Source organism: Nostoc sp. (assembly GCF_036916655.1).
In the GTDB taxonomy this organism is placed as follows: Bacteria; Cyanobacteriota; Cyanobacteriia; order Cyanobacteriales; family Nostocaceae; genus Nostoc.
Map to the genome: position 1 here is coordinate 17,292 of NZ_JBALFY010000103.1, position 24,338 is coordinate 41,629.

Consider the following 24,338-nt stretch of genomic DNA (forward strand, 5'->3'; position numbering starts at 1 on the left):
TACGTTTCATAAATTGGGTACGTCGTGAACTATTTTGCGGTCCATTATCTTGATTAATAAGTAGGGTTTGAATATCAGAAAAACGATGATTTTCTTCTAACCAAAAATCTTCTAAAATATCAACAATAAAATCGCTTGTAACTTTCGATTCTGTAAAGCATAAAAATAGCTCATCAAGCTCTGGGAAAAAGATACCATAAGGAGTTACAGTTGTTTTCGGATTATAATCATGGTCGTCAGCCTTCGCCCCATCCCGGCTTTTACCCCCTCGATCAAATGAGCCAATCTTAACGCGGGCTTTTCCGTCCATACTTAGCCGTAAAACACTCTTATCTTCCGAAGCGTCTTTGTTTACTATGTCTAATTGCTCGAAGATTGCATCAGTTTGTGGGATTTTTTTGAGGCTGAACTTTCTTTACCTTTCTGAGCTTGTAACCTAAATTATTTAATTTGATGCGAATTGAATAGGAATGTATGTAAATTTTCATCACTATAACCATATTTTTCAATTAATTGTTTTCTAACTTCGGCGGCACTAAGTCTGCTATATAGTCTTTGACTTTTAAAACTAGGATCAGTTTGACTTTGCGAATCTACTATATTTTTTATATTTTCTAAAAGATTTGGCAAGTGTTCTTCTGCTTTATAACGTCCTTTTGCACTCATGTTATCAATGCAAGTAATACCGCTTTTTAATTCTCTTGTTCCTTTCCGAATCGTATCTCGATTCCATCCTAATTCTGATTGTGCAAGCCTTTGCCCTCCTAAACCTAAGCCTTGAACTGTCTGTGCCATAAATTTGCGCTTTGCTGCACCAATTAAAATTTGTGCCGAGTTGTCATCCTTCGACTTCTGTATCAATGATGATGATTAATGGTACAAAGGATTTAAATGTACATTATAATGGCGATCGGATGAGTCAAAAAGAAGCACTTGTTTCTATTCCAGAAACAGCAAATTTTTGGCGAAGACATGACCAATGTACTTCCTCATCGGAATTTCAAAAGTTAACTGGAACTAAATCTAGTAATCGCCTGCGAGTCAAAACTCTTCGTTACTCAGGTTGTAGAAACAGCTCGGAAGTGTTGCAGTTAGCTGTAGTCAATGGTGGTCACTTCTGGCCTGGTGGTGCTTCAACTGATACTAAATTAAATAAGTTAAATATTCAGCTTGGTTTTGATGCTAGTCAGACAATTTGGAGATTTTTTCAACGCCACAGTTTAAGTAAGTAATTTCATGAAAGTAAAAAATCATTAACTCTCAAGAGAATTGAATACATCGGTGCAAAGACTCTTGGTGTCATTTCGGTTTGACGAAGTATCAACCACTGCGCCAGGTCATTGGTAAGGGTTTTAAGCATATTTATGTTTCGTAATATAATTTGGTTTATTCCCACCAACTTACTTAGCATAGAATATCGTTATCAAGATAAATAATGCATTAGATAGCAACATTTATTTCCAGAAGTCAGGATGAAAGTGGAAGTCGAACTGTAAATGTACTACCTAGGCCAGGTTGACTTTGAACGTGAATATTGCCTTTATGCGCTCTGGCGATCGCGATTGCGATGGCTAATCCCAATCCTGAACCGCCAGAGGTGCGAGAGCGGTTGCGATCTACTCGGTAGAAGCGATCAAAAATTCGCTGTTGATGTTCAACAGCAATACCAATTCCTGTATCTTCAACTTTAATCATGGCGTAAAGCTCACTCTTTTCTAAAAAAACCGTGACTTTTCCACCGCTAGATGTAGCTTGAATTGCATTGGCAATTAAGTTGGAAATTAAGCGATAAAGCTGTTCTTCATATCCCATCACATACAGTTTTTCTGAGACTTGCACCTGTTTAGAGAGATTTACCTTAGTTTCTACTGCCAAAAATGCTAATTCCTCAGTTAAATCGCTAATTAAATCATTCAAACAGCAAGATTGATATTCTCCTGTTAGTTCTTTTTGGTCTATCCTAGTTAATAGCAATAAATCTCCAACTAATTGTGATAAGCGTCGATTTTGGCGTTTGAGTACATCTAAAATTCCCCCATTGGATTTTGGTTCTTGCTGTAACTTGATAGCAGCTTCAATAGTAGAGTACATTGCTGCTAAAGGTGTGCGAAACTCATGGGCAGCATCAGCAGTAAATTGTTGCATTTGTTGGTAGGAAAGATATACAGGTTGCATTGCCCTTCCTGCCAACCACCAACTAGACAACCCAACGAAAATCATGGAAATTGGCAATCCCAACACCAAAGCTAATCTTAAATAAGCAATATGTTGGTCTAAATCAGTGATACTACGCGCCACTTGTAGATAACCCGAAACCTGGTTTTGAGTATACAAAGGTAAAGTGATTTCGCGGTATCGAGTGCCAGAGTCATCTGTTAATATTTGCCAATGCTCTAATGCTGAGGTAATCGGAAAATTGTCAAGTTCCATGCCTCCACTAGCAAAAAGTTTTCCTGAGCGATCCAATAAGCGGATATAGTAATTAACTGGATTCGCCACCTCTGTGATTGATTTTTTAATAGATGTTCTTTTAGGCAAACAATTTGTCTGACCCACACATAATTCTAAAGAAAATTCTTTATTCAGGCGTTGTAATTGTCCGGGTTGTTGCCAAGCCGGTTCAATACTTTTATGGAGTGCGTTTGCGACTGATTGCAATCCCTGGTCTATGGTTTCATAGTAGGCATGGGCAACCACACTATAAACCCCCAAACTAGATAGCCCTAAAATACCGCCCATGACGAGGGTATACCAAGCTGCCAGCCGCAACCGAGTCTGGTGGAAAATGGGATTGCGTTCCATATTTGTATAACCTTACTGAAAGTGTTACTGTCCAGTTAGCAGAAATCATCTGCTTATTTCCGCAGCTGGAATATTGAGACGATAGCCCACACCATAAACAGTTTCAATCAAAGATTCGTTCTCTTCTTCTCCTAATTTGCGTCTCAATAAGCGAATTTGTGCTGCTACGACATTACTAACTGGTTCTGCACCAATTTCCCAAAGCTGATTAATAATTTGGTCGCGGCTGACAATTTGGTTAGGATGTCTCATGAAATATTCCAGCAATTGAAATTCCTTGACAGTTAAAGAGAATACTTGATTTTCACCGTGACCATACTGACGAGTAAGTTGATGAGTGCTGTAATTGAGAGTCAGGCAACCTACTTGTAAGCGTCGGGGTTGGACTTGAGGTGTCAGCGTTGCTCCTACGTAAGAGGATCGCCGTTGTAATGCCCGCAATCTTGCCAGCAGCTCTGCCATATCAAAGGGTTTAACTAAATAATCATCTGCACCGCTATCTAAACCAATAATCTTTTCTTCCATCCGGTCTTTAGCCGTTAGCATTAATACAGGTAGAGTTAATTGGCGATCGCGCAACCATTTACACAACTCTATCCCCGATACTCCAGGCAGCATCCAATCAAAAATCGCAAGTGTGTACTCAGTCCAGCCAGTTTCTAAATATTGCCATGCCTGAGTACCATCTAGAAACCAGTCAACTATATACGCCTCATGGCTCAGGACTTGTTTGATTGCTGCACCTAAATCTGCTTCATCCTCAACTAATATCAGCCGCATAGTCAACCCAATGCTAAAAACCTTCTTTAATTACGCTTTCACGAAAAAGTGAAATCATTATGAAATTTTTATTCTACTTAAGAAATAAATATTGATGCCTGCATAGTTTTTGATTTATTCAAAAATAAAGTTTTTCTGCTTGTTAAGTTATCAATATTTATTATCTCAATAGTAAGAAGCAAACTTTATATAGCAATCATAAATGAGTTTTGGAAAATATTTTTTGAATCGAACCACAGAGATATAGAGGACAAAGAGAGGTAATAAATAGGGATTTTTACGAATGATTTAGGACTGGTAGAGCTATTTTATAAATGATGTGACAACTATGTTATTGATAGTTCTCACAAAAACATTTTCTTCGTAAGAATATAACTCAATTGTGACTGTGGATTGCCTTTATTGACATGATTCTTTTGGATTAATTCGTAATTCGTAATTAATTTTTTGTTTATGTAGCTTGCATTTTTTCACCTTGGGGTTTTGATAGTGCTTGTAGTTCTTCCCAACTATAGTGACTAGGTAATTCAATTGGTTTGTGATTTGCTCCTAATCCCAATCCAACTGTCGGTTCGAGTTCTTCAGTAAATTCCTCTACATATTCTGCCAACTTATTGGCTGCAAGCCCACCAGTAATTGCCCCTGCAAGCCCACCAATTGCAGCACCCATCTTACCACCAATTGAGCGACCCAGTGCGGCTCCTGCAAAGCCACCTCCCACAACACCTAGACCTGTCGCTAAGGGATCAGAATCTATCTGTTCTGACTCGTCCTGTTGAGATTGAATCTGTGGTTGCTCAATTGGTGTAATTTGCCGTTCATCCTTCGTCATAATGTTTCTCCTTTTTGCTATTTACTCTTGACCAATAACCTGTTCATTTCAATCGTTAAGCTATGCGTTAGTGTGCCTTCCCTACGGGATACAGCGCTTCCGGCTATTATGCAATATAGTTTTCTCCTTGCCCCTCTGCTATCATTGCTTTCAGCTTTTAGGATGTACCTCATAGCTGCCGGAAGTGCTGTAAGGGCGAATGGGATCTTGCTATACGGAGCGTGCTGCAAGCAGATCGCCAACACGCAACGCATTCGCCATAATCGTAAGTGTTGGGTTAGCACCGGAATTTGACGGAAAGAAACTACTATCTACCACATAGAGATTATCGACATCATGGGTACGGCAATTGATGTCAAGGACTGAGGTTTTGGGATCTGTGCCAAATCGACAACTACCACATTGATGGGCTACTGCTTGTTCTGGTAGATGAGTGCGGGGATAAAGGCTAAATGGCAGAACGTGTTTAGCAGAGTGCGGGATTGACTTGAGTACAGATGTCCATCGGTGAATTAAGCGATCGCTTGCTTCGGTATTGTTGAGTGTATAGTCAACATGAATCTTATCGCCCACCACCCGAATTCGATTATTTGGATCTGGTAAATCTTCTGTTTGCAACCACCAGCCAACCGATCGCTCGGCCAGCAAATGGCGCTCAAAATGAGGAATCAGCTTCACAAATGGAGCCATCAGTGGGGGTGCTTCTGCGGGAATCATATTAGCTAGGACATTACCTGTATTCTGCACCATACCCATAGGATAAGGGAAATCCGGCTCTCCCCAGTAAAAATCATTGACGGCGATGGTTTTTTGAAAGTTGGCGTGATTCACCTCTAGATGTATGGAAACTATGGCTGTTTCCAGTTGTTTCATGAAATTCCGGCCCACCTGATCGGAACTATTGGCTAATCCGTTGGGATGTTTGTCATTAGTAGAGCGCAATAGCAAAGCGGCTGAGTTGACAGAACCACAGGCAACAACCACAATATCGCTTGTGAACCAATGTTGCTCTCCTCTAATTTCAGTTTCTACCTTCGTCACTTCTCGCCCCGACTCACTGGTATGCAGCCGCAAGACTTTAGTATTAATTAAAAGAGTAACATTGGCATACTTTTCACGAGCCGGACGAATGGCGTTGATATCAGCATCGGCTTTTGCCTGTACCAGACACGGGTATCCATCAAAAGTATCGCAGCGAATGCAGGGGCTATTTAGGCGATCGCTTTCATTCAGCTTTAATCCTAGTGGTAGGTGAAATGGGTAGTAACCCAGTTCCTGAATGCCATCAGCAAGAGACTGCATATCTGGCTCATGACTAACTGGCGGATAGGGATATGGTTCGCTGCGAGGTGGTTCTGTAGGGTCTTCTCCTTCCTGTCCATGCACGTCATATAGCTTTTCTGCTTGGGTGTAGTATGGCTCAAAGTCTTGATACTTCAAAGGCCATTCTGGAGAAATTCCTCCCTTGTGAATTACCTTTTCAAAATCTCGCTCCCGCAATCGAATTAGGGCTGCACCGTAGAGTTTGGTATTGCCACCAACCCAGTAGCCTGTCTGGGGTTGAAAGGCAAAGCCTTCCTTGTTATACCATTGCTCATCTGTATGGTAGCGGTGTTTTTGATAGACTTCCTCTGGATTCCAGTTAGCTTTTTCTCTCGGTAAAAAGTCGCCTCGTTCCAGCACGAGAATTTTTTTACCTATGGGTGCGAGGCGGTGGACTAATGTACCTCCACCGGCTCCTGTACCGATAATGATGATGTCGTAGTGTTCTGTGATGTTCGTCATATTTTGAATTTTGTGTACTAATCGTTTATCGCGTTAATTCTGAGAGATTTGAGGAACGAACCGCAAAGTACGCAAAGTACACGAAGAAAGAAAATTAGCGATGAGTTGCCCATTAAAATTAATGGCACAAATAAGTAGCAATCTATCGCAAAAGTTTTGAGAGGTGAATCAGTTTTCAATTTCTCTTTTTTCTCTTCCTTTGCGACGGTAGTCACTCATAGGGGAAACCCCCAAGACCGCGCTGCCTCCTCTGTGCGTCCTTTGCGGTTCGTTTTCTTAACCATCAAAATTAATGGGACAGACCACTAGCGCTTGCTACTAACTTCAGGCTGTCGCTGAATCAAATCAACTTTACCATGCCGTAATTCTTCAACTGTTGGCATTTGGTTCAAGCGCATCAATTCTGAGATAGCTGCTGCTTCTGTATCCCGATGACTGGTTGCAGCTGCTAAGACTTGATTGTTTTTGATGTAAAAAGCAACGAATTGCTGTTTTTGCAAATCCCCATCTACAATCATTTCATCCCAACTCTGGGCGTGTCCAATATAGCGTAACGAAAACTTGAATTGCATCGTCCAGAAAAAGGGCAGTCCTCTAAATTTGACTGCTTTACCTGCCATATTATGAGCTGCAATTCGCCCTTGCTGGGCTGCGACTCGCCAATGTTCAACGCGAATCGATTCGTTTGTCCGCCAATCGGGATAACGGGCAATATCACCTGCGGCGTAGATGCTATCACCTGCACACAAGTATTCATCAACAACAACACTGTCATCTTTGGGATGCAATTCGACACCCTCAAGAAAGTCTGTTGCGGGTTGTACGCCTACGCCAACAATAACGATATCTGCTTGCAAGCGATCGCTATTATCTAAAATGACTGCTTCTACTTTGTCGCTTCCCGCAAATTCTACCGCTTTTCTGCCAAACTTAAAGGAAACACCGTTTTCTTCATGGACTTGCTGAAAGATTTTGCCGATTTCCTCACCCAAGATTTTCTTAAAAGGTACGGAATCTGGCGAAATCACGGTTACTTGTAAGCCTTGCTGACTCAGACTCGCTGCCGCTTCCATACCGATAAAACTGGAGCCAATGACTACCGCTTTTCCTTTTTGCTTAATCGCCGTCAAAATGCGATCGCTATCAGCAAAACTGCGTAATGTGAAAATGTTTTGCAAGTCTGTGCCGGGAATATCTAGCTGGCGTGGTTTTCCGCCTGTTGCTACCAGTAAGGAATCATAAGTTAACGAATCACCATTAGTAAAGGCGATCGCTTTATTTGTGGTTTGCACCCGTTCAACTTGGTGATTCAACAGCACTTCAATGGCGTGTTCTGGGAAAAAATCGGGCGTTCGCAGGGGCATTTCTTCTGGCGATGCCTTACCAGTTAAGTAAGCTTTACTTAGTTTGGTGCGATCGTAGGGTAGCTTGTCTTCTTGAGTAATCATGACGATTCGCCCTTGATATCCAGCTACTCGCAAAGCTTCTGCGGCATGAATTCCGGCTGCACCTGCGCCTAAAATAACGAATGTGCGTCCATCAACGTTGGGGTTGAATTGCGCCATTGTAGGCGATGCCTGCGGCAGCAAGCTACGTAATTCTGGGGTTTGCTCTGGTACGCTGACAATGACGTTTTCACCTTCAATGCGTACCTCATAACGAGCTAAAGAATCTAAGCCAGGTGGCTCTAGTTGATCGCCAGTCGTCACGTCAAAACAGGCATTATGCCAAGGGCAAATAACACGCTCTCCACTTAACACCCCATCTGCCAATGGTGCGCCATAATGAGCGCAGTGTGCGCTGACAGCATAAAATTTTCCATCGATTCGACTCAGTAAAATTTCTATCTCGCCGACAGAAACTTGTCGCATTTCACCATTATTTAGATCGTTAATATTGGCAACAACTGCTTCTACCTGTTTCATAATCAACCCTTAAATAATTCGTAATTCGTAATTCGTATAGCAGTCCTAAATTATTCGTGAAAATTATATCTCTCTTTCTTCTTTCTTTCCTTTGCGTCCTTGGCGGTTCGTTTTCTAATCTATATTTTTCACAACTCAAATAGGATTGCTATAGTTACTGAATCGATGCTCTAGACCCACAGAAGTTGTTAATAATACTGGGGAAAAATTTTCTCCTATGGTGTACCTTTGATGTATTAGCTTGCACCTTTGTTGCAACAAAGGTGCAAAAATTAAACCGCCCGTTATTCCTCATAATTTTAAAAGCGAAAGACTATAAAGTCCTGACTACGAACTTATTCATCCATTGATGGACTACCAGCTTTCTTTAAACTTGCTTTGCTTACAAACTTGCAACTGAGCCACCATCTACCCGATAGTTGGAACCAACTACAAAGCTTGATTGCTCAGAACAAAGGAAGGCAATTACAGCCGCTACTTCTTCAGGTTTACCACGTCGCTTGAGTTCGATGTGAGGGCGATGTTCATCGAGGAAACTGTCAATTGCCTCATCAAAGCTAACACCTAGCTCTTTTGATCGCTTTTCCATCATTGCGTCAGTCATTGAGGTGGCGATATATGCGGGAGAAACTGCATTCACTAACACGCCATCTTTTGCATAAGCTTTAGATAAATTTTTCGCCAGATTTAATACTGCTGCTTTGCAAGCACAGTAAGGTATTTCTTCTGGGTAAGGCTGTAGTGCATCTTCCGAACTGATGAGGACAACTCTGCCCCAACCACTTTTACGCATCGCCCCAATAAAAGCGCGACAGGTGCGTACTGTCGCCATCAAGTCAACCTCAATTGTCTTGTACCACTCCTCATCACTCAGTTCGAGGAAATCTCCCGTAGCACCTGTAATTCCCGCTGCATGAACAAGAATGTCAACTGTTCCAAAACGCTTCAGAATTTGCTTTTTGGCAGATTCGACTTCTTCAGGTTTAGTGAGATCCGCCTGAACTGTAAATATTTCTCCAAACTTTCTTAACTCTTGGGCTGCGAGTTCCAGATTTTCGGAAGTTTTATCGACAATAGTAACCTTTACACCTTCATGAGCGAGTAGTTTAGCTGTCGCTTTACCAATGCCGGAATCACCTCCAGTAATTACAGCGACTTTAGCTTTAATACCTAAATCCATACGCTATTTCTTTTAATTAGGAACAATTTATGCCAAGCTGATTAATTGAGAAATATTCAGATATTTTTTGCTTGCACGTTTTACTTTATGTCACAAACTATGATTTTTTCAACTCATCAATGGTATATCCCTAAAATGATAATTTCAGCCTTTAGACATACAGCAATCCTATTTAAGTTATGGAAATTATTGAACCGTTCATAACGCCAATAAGATAAGAAACTCTAGAACTGCTATGAGTAACATTTAAAAACACGCGATCTAAAATTTTAGACTCTATCCAATGGCTGAATTTTCATTTATGCCTAAAGAAAGGCTAAGATTTCATTTCAATTTAATTTATGTTTATATATGATGTAAGTCATGCATATTTGATATTTATAAAAACTAAATTTGTATTAACTTGAACCTGCCATTTACCGCCAGTAACCAAGTTAAATAACAGGAGATTCCTATGGCTGAAGCCATTGAGGTTTATGACGATCGCCTCCTTGCTATTGTACGCCCCGGTGCTTCACTCCAGCAGCTAGCCAACGATGCTGTTCATAGCGAGGGGCCTGTTTACTTCCACGAAGATGATAGCGTTGTCTGGAGTGACGCTCACGGCAACCGCCTGTTACGCTGGAGTTCTACCGATGGTGTAAGCGTCTTGCGATCGCCATCTGATTATCAAAGCGGTAACTACCGCGATTTAGAGGGTCGTCTAGTTGCGTGTTCCTCTGGTCTGCGTGCTATTATTCGACGCGAACATGATGATGAATGGAAAGTTTTAGTCGATCGCTACGACAACAAACGCCTGAACAGTCCAAATGATTTGGTAGTCAAAAGTGACGGCACAATTTGGTTCACCGATCCGCCTTATGGGATCACCGAACCAAACCAAGGTTACGGCGGCGAACAAGAACAACCGGGAAGTTACGTCTATCGCTTTGACCCGGTAACTGGTGAGATTTATCCTGTAGTAACAGACATGGTGCGCCCGAATGGGTTGGCTTTCAGTCCAGACGAAAGCATGCTGTATGTTTCAGATACAGCTGCGTTTAATATTCCTGGGGGGCCTCATCATATTCGTGTTTATGAGGTTGTAGGCGATTGCTATCTAAAAAATGGCCGCGTGTTTGCAGTCATCGATCCAGGACAGCCCGATGGACTGCGGGTTGATAAACATGGTAATGTTTTTACGAGTTCTAAAGATAGCGTGCAGATATATGCCCCCGACGGAACTCGCTTAGGAAAGATTTTTGTACCGGAGACATCTGCTAATCTGACTTTCGGGGGTAAAAAAGGCGATTCCCTTTCAGGGACACTTCGCGATCGCTTATTTATCACAGCCGGTCATTCGTTATATGTTATCGACCTTAATACTTGTGGTGTACAGCGATGATTTATCAATTTGGGTTGGGTGTAGCGATCGCTTTTTTCCTCGCTGCATTTAATTTCCCACAGCTAAGTCCACAGTTGTTAAGTTCGCTTTCTCCTATGTATCCTGACGGATTTCCCGGATTAGCACTTTTACTTTTGAGAGTTAGCCTTGGTTGGTTGTTTATATTACACGGCTATCCCAAAATAACCCATCTTCAACAGTGGGCTGAGTCTCTAAAAACGCCTGTCTTTCTTTGCTTTTTATCAGCTGCATCAATGTTAGGTGGCGGAATTTTTCTGATTATTGGATTCCTCACACTTTTAGCAACTTTGCCTATTCTCTGCTCAATGATTTTTGCGATATATTTGCACATCACTGGAAGTAAGCCTTTTGTAGCCCAAGATCCATACTTAATTCCTGAAGAACAGTATCAGGGTGCTTTAGGACAAGGTGAACCACCAAGTTGGGAAAAGGCGTTTATGTATTGCGTCATGCTGATTGCGATCGCGGTTTTAGGCCCTGGTTCATATTCGCTAGATGCTTTAATTTTTGGACGTTGAATCATCAATCATAAAAACTGGATCGTGAATTTTGCCTTTATTCTGCTATTAGCAATATTGCGTGTCCATCAGGATCTTTAACTAGACAACCTTGCCGATAAGGAAAAGAGTGATCGCTAAACTGTACAATCCGCGACGATACAAACTGAACTCCATTACGCCGTAGCTTATCCACTAACTGCTCAAGATTATTTACAACTAGCTCAATTTGGATATGTGCAATATCGCAACTTTTCCAGTCACTCGGCATTGGGCGGCCTTTTCCAGGCACAATATAGTCTAACAGTTCAATACCCACACCATCTTGAACAGGTCGCAGTGCTGTAATTTTGACTTCGGCTCCTGGTAAATTATCCAAGCGAGATTGGGTTGCACGCCAGTTGAGACTGCGGCTATCAATTTGCATTCCCAAGAGGTCGCGGTAAAAGTGTAGACTCTGCTCGGTATTAGAAATAGCGTAGGCGTAGCCCGTCGTAGACATCGCACTATGATCAATTCCCAAAAACAAGCGATGGTTTTTCTGATGCCATTTATTTTGTCCTTTATCAGGCGGAAACCAAATTAACTCTAAATCATGACCATCAGGGTCTTTAAACTTGAAGGCGCGGACACCACCAGATGTTTCATTACCAGGTAGTATTGTCTGGGGAGCAACGGAAATTGGTTCAATAGGAAATGAACGCAAGTGAGCATAAGCGCGATCCATATCACTGACTACAATTGCGAAATGTTGAAACCACAGGTCATTACTTTGTGAATCGCTAGGAATGGGTTTACCCTGAATGTTTAGATACTCCATCAACTCAATAAATTCATCTCCAAGTCGCAAAGTAACAATGCGAATTTTTGCTCCAGCTACGCCTTCTAAGTCGCTGTAATCCTGTCCTTCAACAGTGATATCAGAAACTAGTTCAAACAAGAGTGCTTGTATGTAGAAATCTAAGGAGCGATCGCAGTTTGTCACTGTTAATCCAATAGCCCTAACTCTTTGCACCTGTATATCGGTTTGACTAGACATATTCAACAGCCTCAGTACTTATAATTAATGTTCTATTAAAGGAGATTAAGTCTAGATAAAAGCTTTTTTCCAGTTTCCACTCCTTATTTACTTTTCTTCTTATCTACGAATATTTGTAATAATTTTATCGAACAGAATTCAGGAGTCAGAATTCAGAATGAATTTTGACCGAAAAAGCGGATGAATAATCGGGTTTAAGACCCCCACCAAATTGAAAATTTGGTGGTCTTCTCCCAAGGGGAGACGCCAAAAGCGAACAATCAGTCGCGGGTCTGAATCCCCGACTGATTTATTCTGACTCCTGAATTCTGACTTCTGAATTCTTATTCAACGCAACTCAACCCTGGGAATATATTAGGCAATAGGTAATAGGAAAAATGGCTTATTCTTTGTACATGACTTCGCAAAATCCTAGAAATATTATTCTTGTACAAATCAATATAAAAAAATATTATAAAATTTATCTCCAGCTTAAGAAAGACATTCAACTGACTTCATCCTTTAAAGATTTCATCCAATAATGAAATTGGTATGAAATTATTCTAGTTCTTTTGATAGAGATATTTATTATTCCAATGGCTAGAAGCTTTTATTCTTGTAAACCTCTAGAGTGATGCCAGAATCAAAAAAATAGCTCTAAAAAATTAAACACACATCATCTATCCTCAAACTTTGCAAGTGAAAATACATAGCAAAAATTCTGAAAAAGTATTATGAGTTATTCCCCTTATCTGCTTAAAGGTCAAAAAGCACTTGTGACAGGTGGTAGTTCTGGAATTGGTGAAGCGATCGCTCGCTATCTGGCTGCATCAGGTGCAGCAGTAGCTATTAATTACCATTCGGAAGCTGAATCAGCCCAAAAACTTGTCGATGAGATTAAGGCGGCTAATGGTGAAGCTTATGCGATTCAAGCTGATGTCAGCAAAGAAGACCAAATAAAGGCGATGTTCAGTCAAACGATCCAGCAATTTGGCACTATTGACATTTTGATCAACAATGCGGGTCTGCAAAAAGATTCACCGTTTGTAGATATGACCCTTGACCAATGGAATAAAGTTATTGAGGTGAACCTGACAGGACAATTCTTATGTGCTAGGGAAGCTGCAAAGGAATTTTTGCGCCGAGGTGTACAGCCGCATATTTCATCTGCCGCAGGTAAGATTATTTGTATGAGTTCAGTACATCAGGTAATTCCTTGGGCTGGTCATGTCAATTATGCCGCGAGTAAAGGTGGTATAAATATGATGATGCAAAGTATTGCTCAAGAACTTGCACCTCACAAAATTCGCGTCAATAGTATTGCTCCTGGTGCAATTAAAACTCCAATTAATAAATCAGCTTGGGATACCCCACAAGCAGAGGCAAATTTACTAAAACTAATTCCAGCGAAGCGTGTAGGAGATGTAGAAGACATCGCCAAAGCAGCAGTTTGGTTGGCTTCTGATGACTCTGATTATATCAACGGTACAACACTGTTTGTAGATGGTGGTATGACTTTGTATCCAGGTTTTACAGAGAATGGTTAAAATAATTCGTAATTCGTAATTCGTACTTAAGCTTTGTAACTGGGATTTAAAAAGAGCCACAAAACTTACCGCTTGTGAGAAGCGGGGGAATTAAAATCACATAATTGGTTAATTGACAATGCCTACAACAGTTACTATCAATCCTGGTTTGATAACTATCAACGATGGTTCATCTTTTTTAGTAACAGCTAGTGATGGTTCCATCGACGAAAATTTACCTCAAGGTTTTTTTGTTTGGGACACACGCGTAATTTCTTACTACGAAATTTCTCTCAATCGCTATCGACTTTCGCTGCTAGCCTCTAGCAATATCACGCATCATAATGCGCTTTACCAATTTACCAATCCGCAACTTCCTATTATCAACGGCTCTTTACCTCCTGGTAGTTTGCTTGTAACGATTCGGCGCGACATTGTGGAAGGGATGCATGAAGATATTGATATAACTAACTATCACAATGAAGTTGTTAAGTTTCAATTAATGCTAGCTGTGCGGTCTGATTTTGCGGATATTTTTGATGTCAAATCACAGCAAATATTGACGGGAGGTGAGACAGAAACTAGATGGGAAAATGGTGTACTCACCACTGAATATCGCAATGATTCTTTCTTGCGAGGTATTGTGATTGAGGCGGTTTGTGCTATTTCTGAGCCACGCTATGCCAATGGTCGTTTAATGTTTGATGTAGTCATCGCTCCTGGGAAAACATGGCACACTTGTGTCAATTTTACAGCCTTAGCCGATGGAAAAATCTTCAAACCTCAAAACACCTGCACTGTGCCTCACAGCACAAAAGCAGGAAAGGTTAGGGATGAGTTTCTGACTAATGCGACAAAGTTGCGATCGTCTAATGCTGAAATTGCCGAATACTATCAGCAAGCGATCGCGGATATGGGAGCGTTACGAATTGAGGTGGATGATAATGGGCATCAATTTTGGATGCCGGCTGCTGGTATTCCCTGATTTGTTGCCGTTTTTGGCCGTGACTCAATAATTGCTAGCTTACAAGCGATCGCAGTTTATCATGAATTTGCCCGTGGCACTTTACTGAAACTGGCTCAACTCCAGGCTACTGAGTTGGATGATTGGCACGATGCCCAACCGTTAAAAGTACAGCCGAATCTACCAGATTGCTTACCCGATTTAGAACTCACAAATTTGTCAGTGGGAGACACTACGGTGGGATTGCGCTTTTGGCGCGATGGCGAACAAACTCAATGGGAAGTTACCCATCTTGATGGTGAATTAGAAGTTTATACATAATTATTATTTACTCTTATGGCATCTGATTCATCTCATAAAATTATATATGCAGCGATGGGTGCTAACTTAGCGATCGCTATTACTAAATTTATCGCCGCCTCTATTACTGGCAGTTCGGCTATGATATCTGAAGGTATTCATTCAGTTGTAGATACTGGCGACCAACTATTACTTTTGCTGGGAATTCGCCGCAGTAAAAAGCCAGCAGATGATAGTCATCCCTTTGGTTACGGACAAGAACTTTATTTCTGGACTTTTATCGTTGCCATCCTGATATTTGCTATTGGTGGCGGGATGTCAATTTATGAGGGAATTACTCATTTAATTAACCCCAGTCCTTTAGAAGACCCAATGTGGAATTATATTGTGTTAGGTATGGCAATATTCTTGGAGGGTTATTCTTGGACTGTAGCTTTAAAAGAGTTTTTGCCGACAAAGGGTAAACAAAATTTTTGGCAAGCTATCAAAAGCAGTAAAGATCCCACAGTATTCACCATATTATTTGAGGATACTGCGGCAATTTTAGGTTTACTCGTTGCCTTAATAAGTATCTTTTTAGGACATTTATTTAATAATGTTTATTTTGACGGTATCGCCTCAATTATTATTGGCATTATCTTAGCTATAGTAGCAGTGGTACTAGCGAGAGAAAGTAAAGGATTATTAGTTGGTGAGAGTGCAGATCCTCAAACTATAGCTAATATCCGTTCTTTGTCAAAAACAGAACCAGGAGTGAAAGAAGTTATCCGGGTGCTAACAATGCAACTTGCTCCAAAAGAAGTATTACTCAACTTATAACTTCAATTTTCTCACAATCTTACAGGTGAAGAAATAGCTTTAACTGTAGAAAGTTTAGAAGCAAGTATTCGCCAAAAGCATCCTGAAATCAAACAAATCTTTATTGAAGCTAAATCCTTAACTGCTGCTCGCAAGTCTTATCAAAGTTCTCAATAAATTTTTAATCAAATAAATTTCAACTACAGCACTGAACTGGATAAAAAATTATGGTAAAAATTCTTGGTCAAAGACAGGCTTTTGGCTCACCGGGTATCGAGCCTCGATGGACTCATGCCAATAAAGATGGAGTCGGAACAGCTTACTCTACCTCTAGTAACATTTGGTTTACTATCTGGAATGGTGTTGTGACTGAAATCTATCATCCCACAGTAGATAAACCCCAAGTTCGAGACTTGCAGTATCTAATTTCTGATGGAAAAAGCTTTTTTCACGAAGAGAAACGCCATCTCGAATCAAAAGTTGAACCGATGTGGACTCATGGTTTAGGATATCGGATCATTAATTCCGATCCACAAGGGCGTTATGCTGTAATCAAAGAAATAATTGCTGACCCTCATTTACCCTGTATTTTACAACATACAAAGTTAACAGGAGATAGCGATTTTATTTCCCAACTCCAGCTATACACTTTGTGTGCGCCACATCTGGAAGTTGGAGGTAGAGGTAATAATGGTTACGCTGTACAAGTTGCTGGACATCGGATTCTCACAGCCGAGAAAGGAGGAACATGGTTAGCGCTGGGTGCAACAATTCCCTTTACCCGGATTTCTTGTGGCTACGTCGGTGAAAGTGATGGTTGGACAGATTTAGCTGATAACTTTCAGATGGATTGGGAGTTTGATAGTGCTGTAGATGGCAACATAGCATTAACTGGAGAACTAAATTTAGATAGCACTAAAGAGTTTACTTTAGGACTGGCATTTGGGACAAATCTGCACAACGCAATTTCCACACTATTTCAGTCACTCAATATTCCTTTTGAAAAGCAGAAACAGCTATATAACGAACAGTGGAAGCGATCGCGTGAGGGCATCAAACCATTAGAAAATATTTCTTATGATGAGGGCAAGTTGTATCACAACAGTATTAGTTTGTTGTTGGCACATGAAGACAAAACCTATCCTGGCGCATTAATTGCATCTCTGGCTATCCCTTGGGGTGAAGCCAAAGACGACCAAGACCAAGGAGGATATCACCTTGTCTGGACGCGGGATATGGTTAGCAGTGTATCAGGTTTAGTGGCTGCTGGCAAAACTGATACAGCAGTGCGATCGCTAATTTATCTCGCTACGAGTCAGCAGGAAGATGGCGGTTTTCCCCAAAATTTCTGGGTTGATGGTAAACCTTATTGGACAGGTATCCAGCTTGACGAGGTGGCATTTCCCATTCTGTTAGCATGGCTATTGCACCAACATAAAACTTGTTTAAACTTTGATATTTATCCGATGATTTTACGGGCGGCGGGTTATTTAATTCGTCACGGCCCAGCTACCCAACAAGAACGCTGGGAAGAAAATAGCGGTTATTCACCATCAACATTAGCATCTAATATTGCTGCCTTAATCTGTTCTGCTCAATTTGTTCGTGAACGTGGCGATGAAGCAACAGCAAACTTTATCGAAGAATACGCTGATTTTTTAGAATCTCACATCGAAGCTTGGACAGTTACTACTGAAGGAACCTTAGTTTCTGGCATCAAACGCCATTACATTCGGATTACTCCTACAGATATTAATAATCCTCAACCCAACGAAAATCCTAACCAAGGAACTCTTGTTATCAGCAGTCAACCACCTGGTGAACCGTCAGAATTTCCCGCGAAGGAAATTGTTGATGGTGGGTTTTTACAATTAGTACGCTATGGAATTCGCAAACCTGATGACCCGATTATTGTTGATTCTGTCAAAGTAATTGATGCAGTTTTAAAAGTAGATACACCTGCTGGGCCTTGTTGGCATCGTTACAACCACGACGGCTACGGCCAGCAAGAAGACAACAGTCCTTATACCGATTTTGGTAAGGGACGCGCTTGGCCTCTCTTAACAGGAGAACGGGGACATTATGAATTAGCTGTTGGCGGCGATGTCAAAACATATATCAAGGTGATGGAAGGATTTGCATCAGATACTTGTTTACTACCCGAACAGGTTTGGGATGAAGCAGATATACCTGAAAACCATCTGTATTTAGGAAAACCAACAGGTTCGGCAATGCCTTTGATGTGGGCGCATTCGGAGTATATAAAGTTGCTACGGTCAAATCATGATGGTCAGGTATTTGATTTGATTCCAGAGGTATCCAATCGATATTTAGGTGAGAGAAAGCAGTGTAAATCGTTGGAAATATGGAAGTTTAACCGTCAAATAGACAAAGTTAAAAAAGGTTATACATTGCGAATTCACGCTTTAGCATCTTTTCATTTACATTGGTCAGATGATAATTGGCAAACCGTAAAAGATACACCTGCTACTTCTACAAAATTAGGAGTTAATTTTGGAGATATTTCTATTTCTGCTCATCAGCAACAGCCAATCAACTTTACCTTTTTCTGGATTGAAAGCAGCAAATGGGAAGGACGAAATTATACGGTTATAATTTCCTAATTTCTAATTTCTAATTCGCATTTCAATACATTTCGGATCAAAAAGAACCATTATTATGCAGAAGAACTCATCACCAAAACCAACAATTGAATACTGGCATGTCTGGACTGACAAGGACGGTATAAGTCATCAATCCCGTTGTCAAATTGAAGACTTCATGCAAAAAGGCATAGCCCCGGATACCTCACCGCAATGGCTTTCTAATTTGAAGCAGTCCGGTGCTACAATCACCTTTACTGTGCTACCTGTGGGATGGGTTGGTAACTGGCATGAGAACCCGAAACCCCAGTGGATCATACCTTTGTCGGGACGCTGGTTTGTGGAGACTATGGACGGACAGCGAGTGGAGATGGGGGAAGGCGAAATTTCCTTTGGAGAAGATCAGGGTACGAAAGCAGACGCGCAAGGTCATAAAGGTCACTTATCTGGAACAGTAAGCGATGCGCCAGCTGTTTTAATAATGGTGCAATTTGAAGAGACTCCGACTGTAGAGCAATCCTGTCGATTTAGATAAGTGAGTTAGTAGCCAATACAGTTCAGAATGAGCAACAAAATATTTGTAGAGACTGCGATTTATCGCGTCTCGAAAACCCAAAATTGTTGCCAGTAGCCCTTAACCCAGGCGTATTGAGTTAGCGATCGCTAGCAGTGCGTTAGTATACTCCTTTAGTGAAGTAAACTATGCATAGCCTGTCGCGCCAGCATCAACCTGTAAAAAAGCTAGTACAGCACAGCGTAAATAGCTATCATTTTCTTCCTGAAATATAAACCTCAGAATTTAAAAGTATTCAGTTCTAGGAGGTTGTACAGCGCAACTTAATTTTTCTATGGAAGAATCCTTGCCCATTACTATTCTGATCAGTGCAACAGTTGTAGCTGGTATTGCTGCTCAAGTTTTAGCTGGTTATTTTCACATTCCTAGTATAGTCTTGCTACTTCTGTTTGGGATTCTTCTCGGACGAGATGGGTTTGATTTTTTAGATCCCTCTTTACTGGGGATTGGTTTAGAAGTTGTGGTTTCCTTATCAGTGGCGCTGATTTTATTCGAGGGTGGTTTAAATCTACAGTTAGGAGAGTTAAAAGAGGTTTCTAGTAGTCTTCGTAATCTTGTCACTTTTGGAGTGCTGATTACATTAACTGGTGCTGGAATGGCTGCATGCTGGCTGAGTGAATTTCCTTGGTCAATTGCTTTTCTTTATGCCTCCTTAGAAGTTGTGACAGGCCCAACAGTAATTAATCCACTCCTCAAACAAATTGGTGTAGAAAAAAAAGTCTCAACACTTTTAGAAGGAGAGGGTGTTTTTATCGATCCAATTGGTGCAATTTTGGCTGTGATTGTACTTCACTTTGTTTTGAGTGGAAATGTGGAGCCACTCATTTTAATTAAGGGTCTGGTTTTGCGTTTGGGTATAGGCGTAGCCATTGGTATAGCTGGAGGCTGGTTACTATCCCAACTTATGAAACAGGATCAATTCTTATCCCAAGAGTTAAAAAATCTAGTCGTTTTAGCTAGTGTCTGGGGTTTATTTAGTTTGGCACAGGTGTTACGTGGTGAGTCTGGTTTGGTGGTTGCTGTAGTTATGGGGATAGTTTTAAGAGCTAGTAACCTACCTTCAGAATCTTTATTGCGTAAGTTTAATGAACAGTTGAGCATTTTAGCTAATTCGGTTTTGTTCATTTTGTTAGCAGCAGACTTATCAATTGCCAGTGTTTTCGCTTTAGGTTGGGGTAGTGTTCTGACAGTTCTAGTCCTGATGCTAATAGTGCGTCCTATTAATATTTTAATATCTACCTGGAATCAAGGTTTTAACTGGCAACAGCAGTTATTTTTATCTTGGGTTGCTCCTCGTGGAATTGTAGCTGCTTCTTTGGCTTCTTTATTTGCAGTTTCACTTACAAAACAGGGTATCAATGGCGGTGATTCAATTAAAGCCTTAGTATTTTTGACAATAATGATGACAGTTTTTTTCCAAGGATTGACGGCTGCTTGGGTTGCCAGTCTGCTTGATTTACGTTTAGTAGATCAAATAGATCAAAATTCTTTGCAAGCAACTACTGATGATGTCAATAGCCAAAAAGATGTAGATAAAAACAGCTTAATTTCTGATTTAATTGAGTCGTAGCTAAAATTTTTTACTAACTTATCGAAATTATCACTCTTGTTCTCGTAAATTAGTTTATTTATGCCATCTAAAATTCGTAGTCATCCTTATTTTTTAACTCCAGAATTATCTAACTCTAATTATCCACTCTTTGTATTTCTACCTGGAATGGATGAGACTGGCAAGGAATTGATGTATATTCAAACAGCAGGTTTAGAAGCAGCTTTTGATGTACGTTGTTTTGTCATTCCCCCTGATGTTCTAACAAGTTGGGATGAAATGACAGAAAAAGTAGCAAGTTTAACCAAGATAGAACTAGAAAAAGTACCGCAATCGCACGTTTATCTTTGTGGAGAATCATTCGGTGGTTGCTTGGCACTTAAAGTATTAGAAAAGTTTCCTCAATTATTTACAAAGATTATTTTAATTAATTCTGCTTCTTCATTTCATCGAGTACCTTGGTTAAACTTAGGTTCACTTTTATTTCCTTACACACCTCAATTTTTTTATAAAATATCCTCGTTTTTATTTTTACCTTTTTTAGCCAATTTAAGTCGAATTTCACCTACTGCAAGCCTTGCTCTTTCAAAATCGACTAGTTCCGCACCACAAGAAACAGCTAATCAGCGATTATCCCTGATGAGAGAATTTTATGTTGACGAGAATAAATTATCTCAAATTACTCAACCTGTATTACTAATTGGTAGTAAAAATGACCGACTTTTACCTTCAGAAGCAGAAGCACAATATTTAAGTAATATTTTCCTTAATTCTCAGATAATAAATTTACCTCATAGCGGTCATGCTTGCTTAGTTGAAAGGGATGTTAATCTCTATCAACTTTTATTATCCGCTAAATTTACTGTTGCATAATGTACTATTTTAACTGATATACCATGACTCATTTGATAGATAAAAAAACTGTTTGGCTAAAATTGGCTTTGAGAATTTTTAGTATAGGATTGCTACCTACACTAACTGTTTATCCCGCTTTCGGTGCAGAGCGCCTAAAATTTAATTATGGTCTTTTAGAAAGCTCTATCCCAATTAGTTCGCTCGAAACCTATGCTAAAACAGGCAAAATAGACAATGATTTAGCTGGATATAGTCATTATGTAGACAAAAAACAACTAGCTCAACTGCGTCAGGTTTTACTAACTCCTATTCCTTTAAATCAAGTAGAAATTTCGCAATTCCTTTATACACCAATTGGTGAGCGATTATTAGAAAAATTGGGGAAAGTTATTCAGACAGAATCTCGCTTATCAGGGTTCTATGCAATTCGTGCAGCACTGATTTTGTCAGCCGCAGATCAAAAAAACTTTACACTTTTAAATGTATTACGCAAGTTTCCGGCGAGTGCGATTTCAATTAACTTAAACCGAAGTTTGGCAATAGCAGAGTCATTACAGAATTTAGTAAATCAAACTCAAAATGCAGTAGCACTTATTAACCAAGAATCTCAAAAAAAGGTAACTACAGCTTCTACACTTAAGACTGTTCCATTAATGGACTTGGGAAAAACCGGAAGTTTTCGCTTCTCAAAGCAAACTATTACACTTAATGATCTCTCGCGTCAGAGGAGATTTCCTGCTGATATTTACCTCCCGACTGCTCAAACTCCTCGTCCGATAATTGTCATTTCGCACGGACTTGGTTCTGATAGAACGAGTTTTGCATATCTAGCTGAACATCTCGCATCTTATGGTTTTGTGGTTGCTGTTCCAGAACATCCTGGTAGTGATGCAAAACAACTGCAAGCATTATTAGCAGGTACAGCCGATAGAGTTACTAATCCTAGAGAACTAATTGATAGACCTTTAGATATTAAATTTTTACTAGATGAACTTACTAGATTATCACAGTCTGATTCAACATTTAAGGGACGTTTAAATTTAGAACAAGTTGGTGTAATAGGGCAATCATTTGGTGGATATACGGCATTAGCTTTGGCGGGTGCAAAGATTAATTTTGAGCAACTGAAAGCTGACTGTCCAGCTTTGGAAAATACGTTAAATGTTTCGCTTTTACTTCAATGTTTAGGGCTAAATTTACCAAATGCTAAATATAACTTATCTGACGCAAGGGTAAAAGCAGTAATTGTGATCGATCCAGTCGTTAGCAGTATTTTTGGTCAAGCTAGTCTCAGCCAAATCAAAATTCCGGTGATGATTGTATCTGGCAGTTCTGATACAGTTGCTCCAGCTTTAACAGAGCAAATTCAGCCTTTCACTTGGTTAACAACTCCAAGTAAATATTTAGTACTTATCAATGGCGGTACACATTTTTCTACTATTGCAGAATCACCAAATGCAACTATACCTGTTCCTACACAAGTAATCGGTTCAAGTCCTGCTTTGGCACGTCGTTATGTTAAAGCTTTGAGTGTTCCTTTTTTTGAAACATACATTGCTGAACAGTCGAGTTACCTTCCTTATTTGAGTACAGATTACGTTAATACAATTAGCCAGCAGCCACTACCGTTAAGTTTAATAAAATCTCTGACACCTGAAGAATTAGAACAAGCGTTTAAATAAAGGTTTTGAAGATATAGATCGATGAAATAAACACTAAATATTATTAATGTGGAAAGCAAGGCTTAATAATTAGTAGTAATTATGAATATGGCAACTCGCAATGAGACAATCTATGTATTGTGCCTAATTCCAGAAATATCACTTATTTGGATTACTTTAGGCTTATTGCTGTTAATATTGCCAGCAGCAGGTGCAAGTTGATATTAAGCCATTATTGTTAATTTGGAATAGGTTGCGATGACCTCCGGTCGGTCGGAGGCATCGCCTATGGTGGGGCGTAGCCCATCACCCTCCAACTGTGAGGGAATGGCAAAATATTAAAATAGAGCAATCCTTAAAGAATATCTGCGGTAGTAGGGTAATGAGTTAGATAGGGGAGGAATGTAAAGTAAGTTTTGTTGTAGATAAAATAGATTGGTCACTTATATCGATAATTGTCCAAGTATAATGAACAAGCACTATAGTGGTATAGTTTTTGGGGGTGATGTTTGAGTTTATTTCGTAGAGATTACAGGCAAACTAGACCTAAGAGTAAGCGATCGCATCTAAAAAACCGTCTCTATTCTACTGGGATGTTTGTTTTTGTCGTACTATCTCTCTCCAGTGGACTAGGCTACCGTTTTTATAACCAACCAAAACTGGATGTAGGTAAGATAGCTCCCCAAACGCTTACCGCACCAAGTTCAGCCAATGTTGAAGATGTAAAAACAACAGAAGAAAGACGCAGGGAGGCTCGTAGCGGTGCTTCAGCAGTCTGGGTTGACGACCCAGTAATTAATGAGCAAATTCACCAAAATCTCCAGCAATTATTCACAAAAGGCAATCAAATCCGCGAAAATTTGGGCAATTTTCCCTTTATTAAGACTTCAGTGTTGTCCACTGCTACACAAACTTACCTGCGACAAGCACCAGAACCTCAATGGCAGCAAGTATTACGAGGTTTGGATAAAAATAGCAATCTGACTGGTTTAAATTCTGCACAGCAGCTAGCAGTAAAAAAACTGCGAACTTACCGAGAGTCTAACTCTTCCCAGGCTTTTGCTCAACTATTAAAAGCGATCGCCCAAGCTCGTCAGCGCTATAATATCAGCCTAAAAGCCCTGAGCGCGATGTCTAAAGACAACACGCAAAGCGTCTATGCCCAACCCGAAACCCTAGAACTCTTGCATAAATATTTTGTGGTATAATTTGGGGTTGTTTTATTTTAAATTTTGGGACATTGAAATAGTAAGAGGCTATCATTTTCTTCAAGCAAGTATTATA

The 24,338-nt window shown here is 40.2% G+C and carries 20 protein-coding genes and 1 pseudogene; 13 read left to right on the plus strand and 8 right to left on the minus strand.

Annotation, left to right across the window (positions count from 1 at the left end; all coding sequences use genetic code 11):
* Window position 1 precedes the first annotated feature (1 nt).
* Window positions 2-861: pseudogene (locus V7L31_RS28925) on the minus strand (ISAzo13-like element transposase-related protein); the annotation flags it as partial.
* Here V7L31_RS28925 and V7L31_RS28930 point away from each other — a divergent pair.
* The gene (locus V7L31_RS28930) at window positions 828-1,232 is read left to right on the plus strand and encodes an alpha/beta hydrolase family esterase (protein WP_334699434.1); all 405 of its coding nucleotides are present in this window, start codon (window positions 828-830) and stop codon (window positions 1,230-1,232) included. The pseudogene V7L31_RS28925 and the gene V7L31_RS28930 sit on opposite strands and share 34 nt — an antisense overlap.
* Window positions 1,233-1,467: 235 nt before the next feature.
* Here the strand turns inward: V7L31_RS28930 and rppB are convergent, their stop codons facing one another.
* The 6 genes from rppB to V7L31_RS28960 form a co-directional block, all read right to left on the minus strand.
* Window positions 1,468-2,802 (minus strand): two-component system sensor histidine kinase RppB, encoded by a 1,335-nt coding sequence (gene rppB / locus V7L31_RS28935; protein ID WP_114084977.1) that lies wholly within the window; start codon window positions 2,800-2,802, stop codon window positions 1,468-1,470.
* A 45-nt stretch (window positions 2,803-2,847) separates the two neighbouring features.
* Window positions 2,848-3,582 (minus strand): two-component system response regulator RppA, encoded by a 735-nt coding sequence (rppA, locus tag V7L31_RS28940; protein WP_109009301.1) that lies wholly within the window; start codon window positions 3,580-3,582, stop codon window positions 2,848-2,850.
* Window positions 3,583-4,033: 451 nt separating this feature from the next.
* Window positions 4,034-4,414: a hypothetical protein gene (locus V7L31_RS28945; protein WP_334699417.1), complete on the minus strand. Its 381-nt coding sequence runs from the start codon at window positions 4,412-4,414 to the stop codon at window positions 4,034-4,036.
* A gap of 210 nt (window positions 4,415-4,624) precedes the next feature.
* Window positions 4,625-6,199, minus strand: a complete 1,575-nt coding sequence (locus tag V7L31_RS28950) for a GMC family oxidoreductase (protein WP_334699418.1) — start codon at window positions 6,197-6,199, stop codon at window positions 4,625-4,627.
* Window positions 6,200-6,504: 305 nt separating this feature from the next.
* Window positions 6,505-8,124, minus strand: a complete 1,620-nt coding sequence (locus V7L31_RS28955; RefSeq protein WP_334699419.1) for an FAD-dependent oxidoreductase — start codon at window positions 8,122-8,124, stop codon at window positions 6,505-6,507.
* 382 nt (window positions 8,125-8,506) lie between these two features.
* Window positions 8,507-9,304 carry an SDR family NAD(P)-dependent oxidoreductase gene (locus V7L31_RS28960; RefSeq protein WP_334699420.1) on the minus strand — a complete coding sequence of 266 codons (798 nt, stop codon included), beginning with the start codon at window positions 9,302-9,304 and terminating at the stop codon, window positions 8,507-8,509.
* Window positions 9,305-9,758: 454 nt separating this feature from the next.
* On the opposite strand from V7L31_RS28960, the gene V7L31_RS28965 reads away from it, so the two are divergent.
* Together V7L31_RS28965 and V7L31_RS28970 are read left to right on the plus strand one after the other, a co-directional pair.
* Entirely contained in the window at window positions 9,759-10,688 is a 930-nt protein-coding gene (locus V7L31_RS28965) for an SMP-30/gluconolactonase/LRE family protein (protein WP_334699421.1), read from the plus strand.
* Complete coding sequence (locus tag V7L31_RS28970; protein ID WP_334699422.1) at window positions 10,685-11,227, plus strand: DoxX family protein; 543 nt, start codon at window positions 10,685-10,687, stop codon at window positions 11,225-11,227. Before V7L31_RS28965 ends, V7L31_RS28970 begins: the two co-directional genes overlap by 4 nt.
* Window positions 11,228-11,264: 37 nt before the next feature.
* Here the strand turns inward: V7L31_RS28970 and V7L31_RS28975 are convergent, their stop codons facing one another.
* Window positions 11,265-12,245, minus strand: coding sequence for a VOC family protein (locus V7L31_RS28975; RefSeq protein WP_334699423.1), 981 nt, complete (start codon window positions 12,243-12,245; stop codon window positions 11,265-11,267).
* Between the two features lie 713 nt (window positions 12,246-12,958).
* Here V7L31_RS28975 and V7L31_RS28980 point away from each other — a divergent pair.
* From V7L31_RS28980 to V7L31_RS29025, 10 genes are all read left to right on the plus strand, one after another.
* Window positions 12,959-13,771, plus strand: coding sequence for an SDR family oxidoreductase (locus tag V7L31_RS28980; RefSeq protein WP_334699424.1), 813 nt, complete (start codon window positions 12,959-12,961; stop codon window positions 13,769-13,771).
* Between the two features lie 118 nt (window positions 13,772-13,889).
* A complete protein-coding gene (locus tag V7L31_RS28985; protein WP_334699425.1) occupies window positions 13,890-14,735 on the plus strand; it encodes a glycogen debranching N-terminal domain-containing protein in 846 nt (281 codons plus the stop codon).
* Between the two features lie 114 nt (window positions 14,736-14,849).
* Complete coding sequence (locus V7L31_RS28990) at window positions 14,850-15,035, plus strand: hypothetical protein (RefSeq protein WP_334699426.1); 186 nt, start codon at window positions 14,850-14,852, stop codon at window positions 15,033-15,035.
* A 15-nt stretch (window positions 15,036-15,050) separates the two neighbouring features.
* Window positions 15,051-15,833: a cation diffusion facilitator family transporter gene (locus V7L31_RS28995; RefSeq protein WP_334699427.1), complete on the plus strand. Its 783-nt coding sequence runs from the start codon at window positions 15,051-15,053 to the stop codon at window positions 15,831-15,833.
* Window positions 15,834-16,039: 206 nt separating this feature from the next.
* On the plus strand, window positions 16,040-18,436 hold the full coding sequence (locus tag V7L31_RS29000; protein ID WP_334699428.1) for a glycoside hydrolase family 15 protein: 2,397 nt from the start codon (window positions 16,040-16,042) through the stop codon (window positions 18,434-18,436).
* Between the two features lie 55 nt (window positions 18,437-18,491).
* Window positions 18,492-18,950 carry a cupin domain-containing protein gene (locus V7L31_RS29005; RefSeq protein ID WP_334699429.1) on the plus strand — a complete coding sequence of 153 codons (459 nt, stop codon included), beginning with the start codon at window positions 18,492-18,494 and terminating at the stop codon, window positions 18,948-18,950.
* A gap of 313 nt (window positions 18,951-19,263) precedes the next feature.
* A complete protein-coding gene (locus V7L31_RS29010; protein ID WP_334699430.1) occupies window positions 19,264-20,559 on the plus strand; it encodes a cation:proton antiporter in 1,296 nt (431 codons plus the stop codon).
* Window positions 20,560-20,619: 60 nt separating this feature from the next.
* Window positions 20,620-21,411 (plus strand): alpha/beta hydrolase, encoded by a 792-nt coding sequence (locus V7L31_RS29015; protein WP_334699431.1) that lies wholly within the window; start codon window positions 20,620-20,622, stop codon window positions 21,409-21,411.
* A gap of 23 nt (window positions 21,412-21,434) precedes the next feature.
* Entirely contained in the window at window positions 21,435-23,075 is a 1,641-nt protein-coding gene (locus V7L31_RS29020) for an alpha/beta hydrolase (RefSeq protein WP_334699432.1), read from the plus strand.
* A 488-nt stretch (window positions 23,076-23,563) separates the two neighbouring features.
* Window positions 23,564-24,262, plus strand: coding sequence for a hypothetical protein (locus V7L31_RS29025; RefSeq protein ID WP_334699433.1), 699 nt, complete (start codon window positions 23,564-23,566; stop codon window positions 24,260-24,262).
* Window positions 24,263-24,338: the final 76 nt, after the last annotated feature.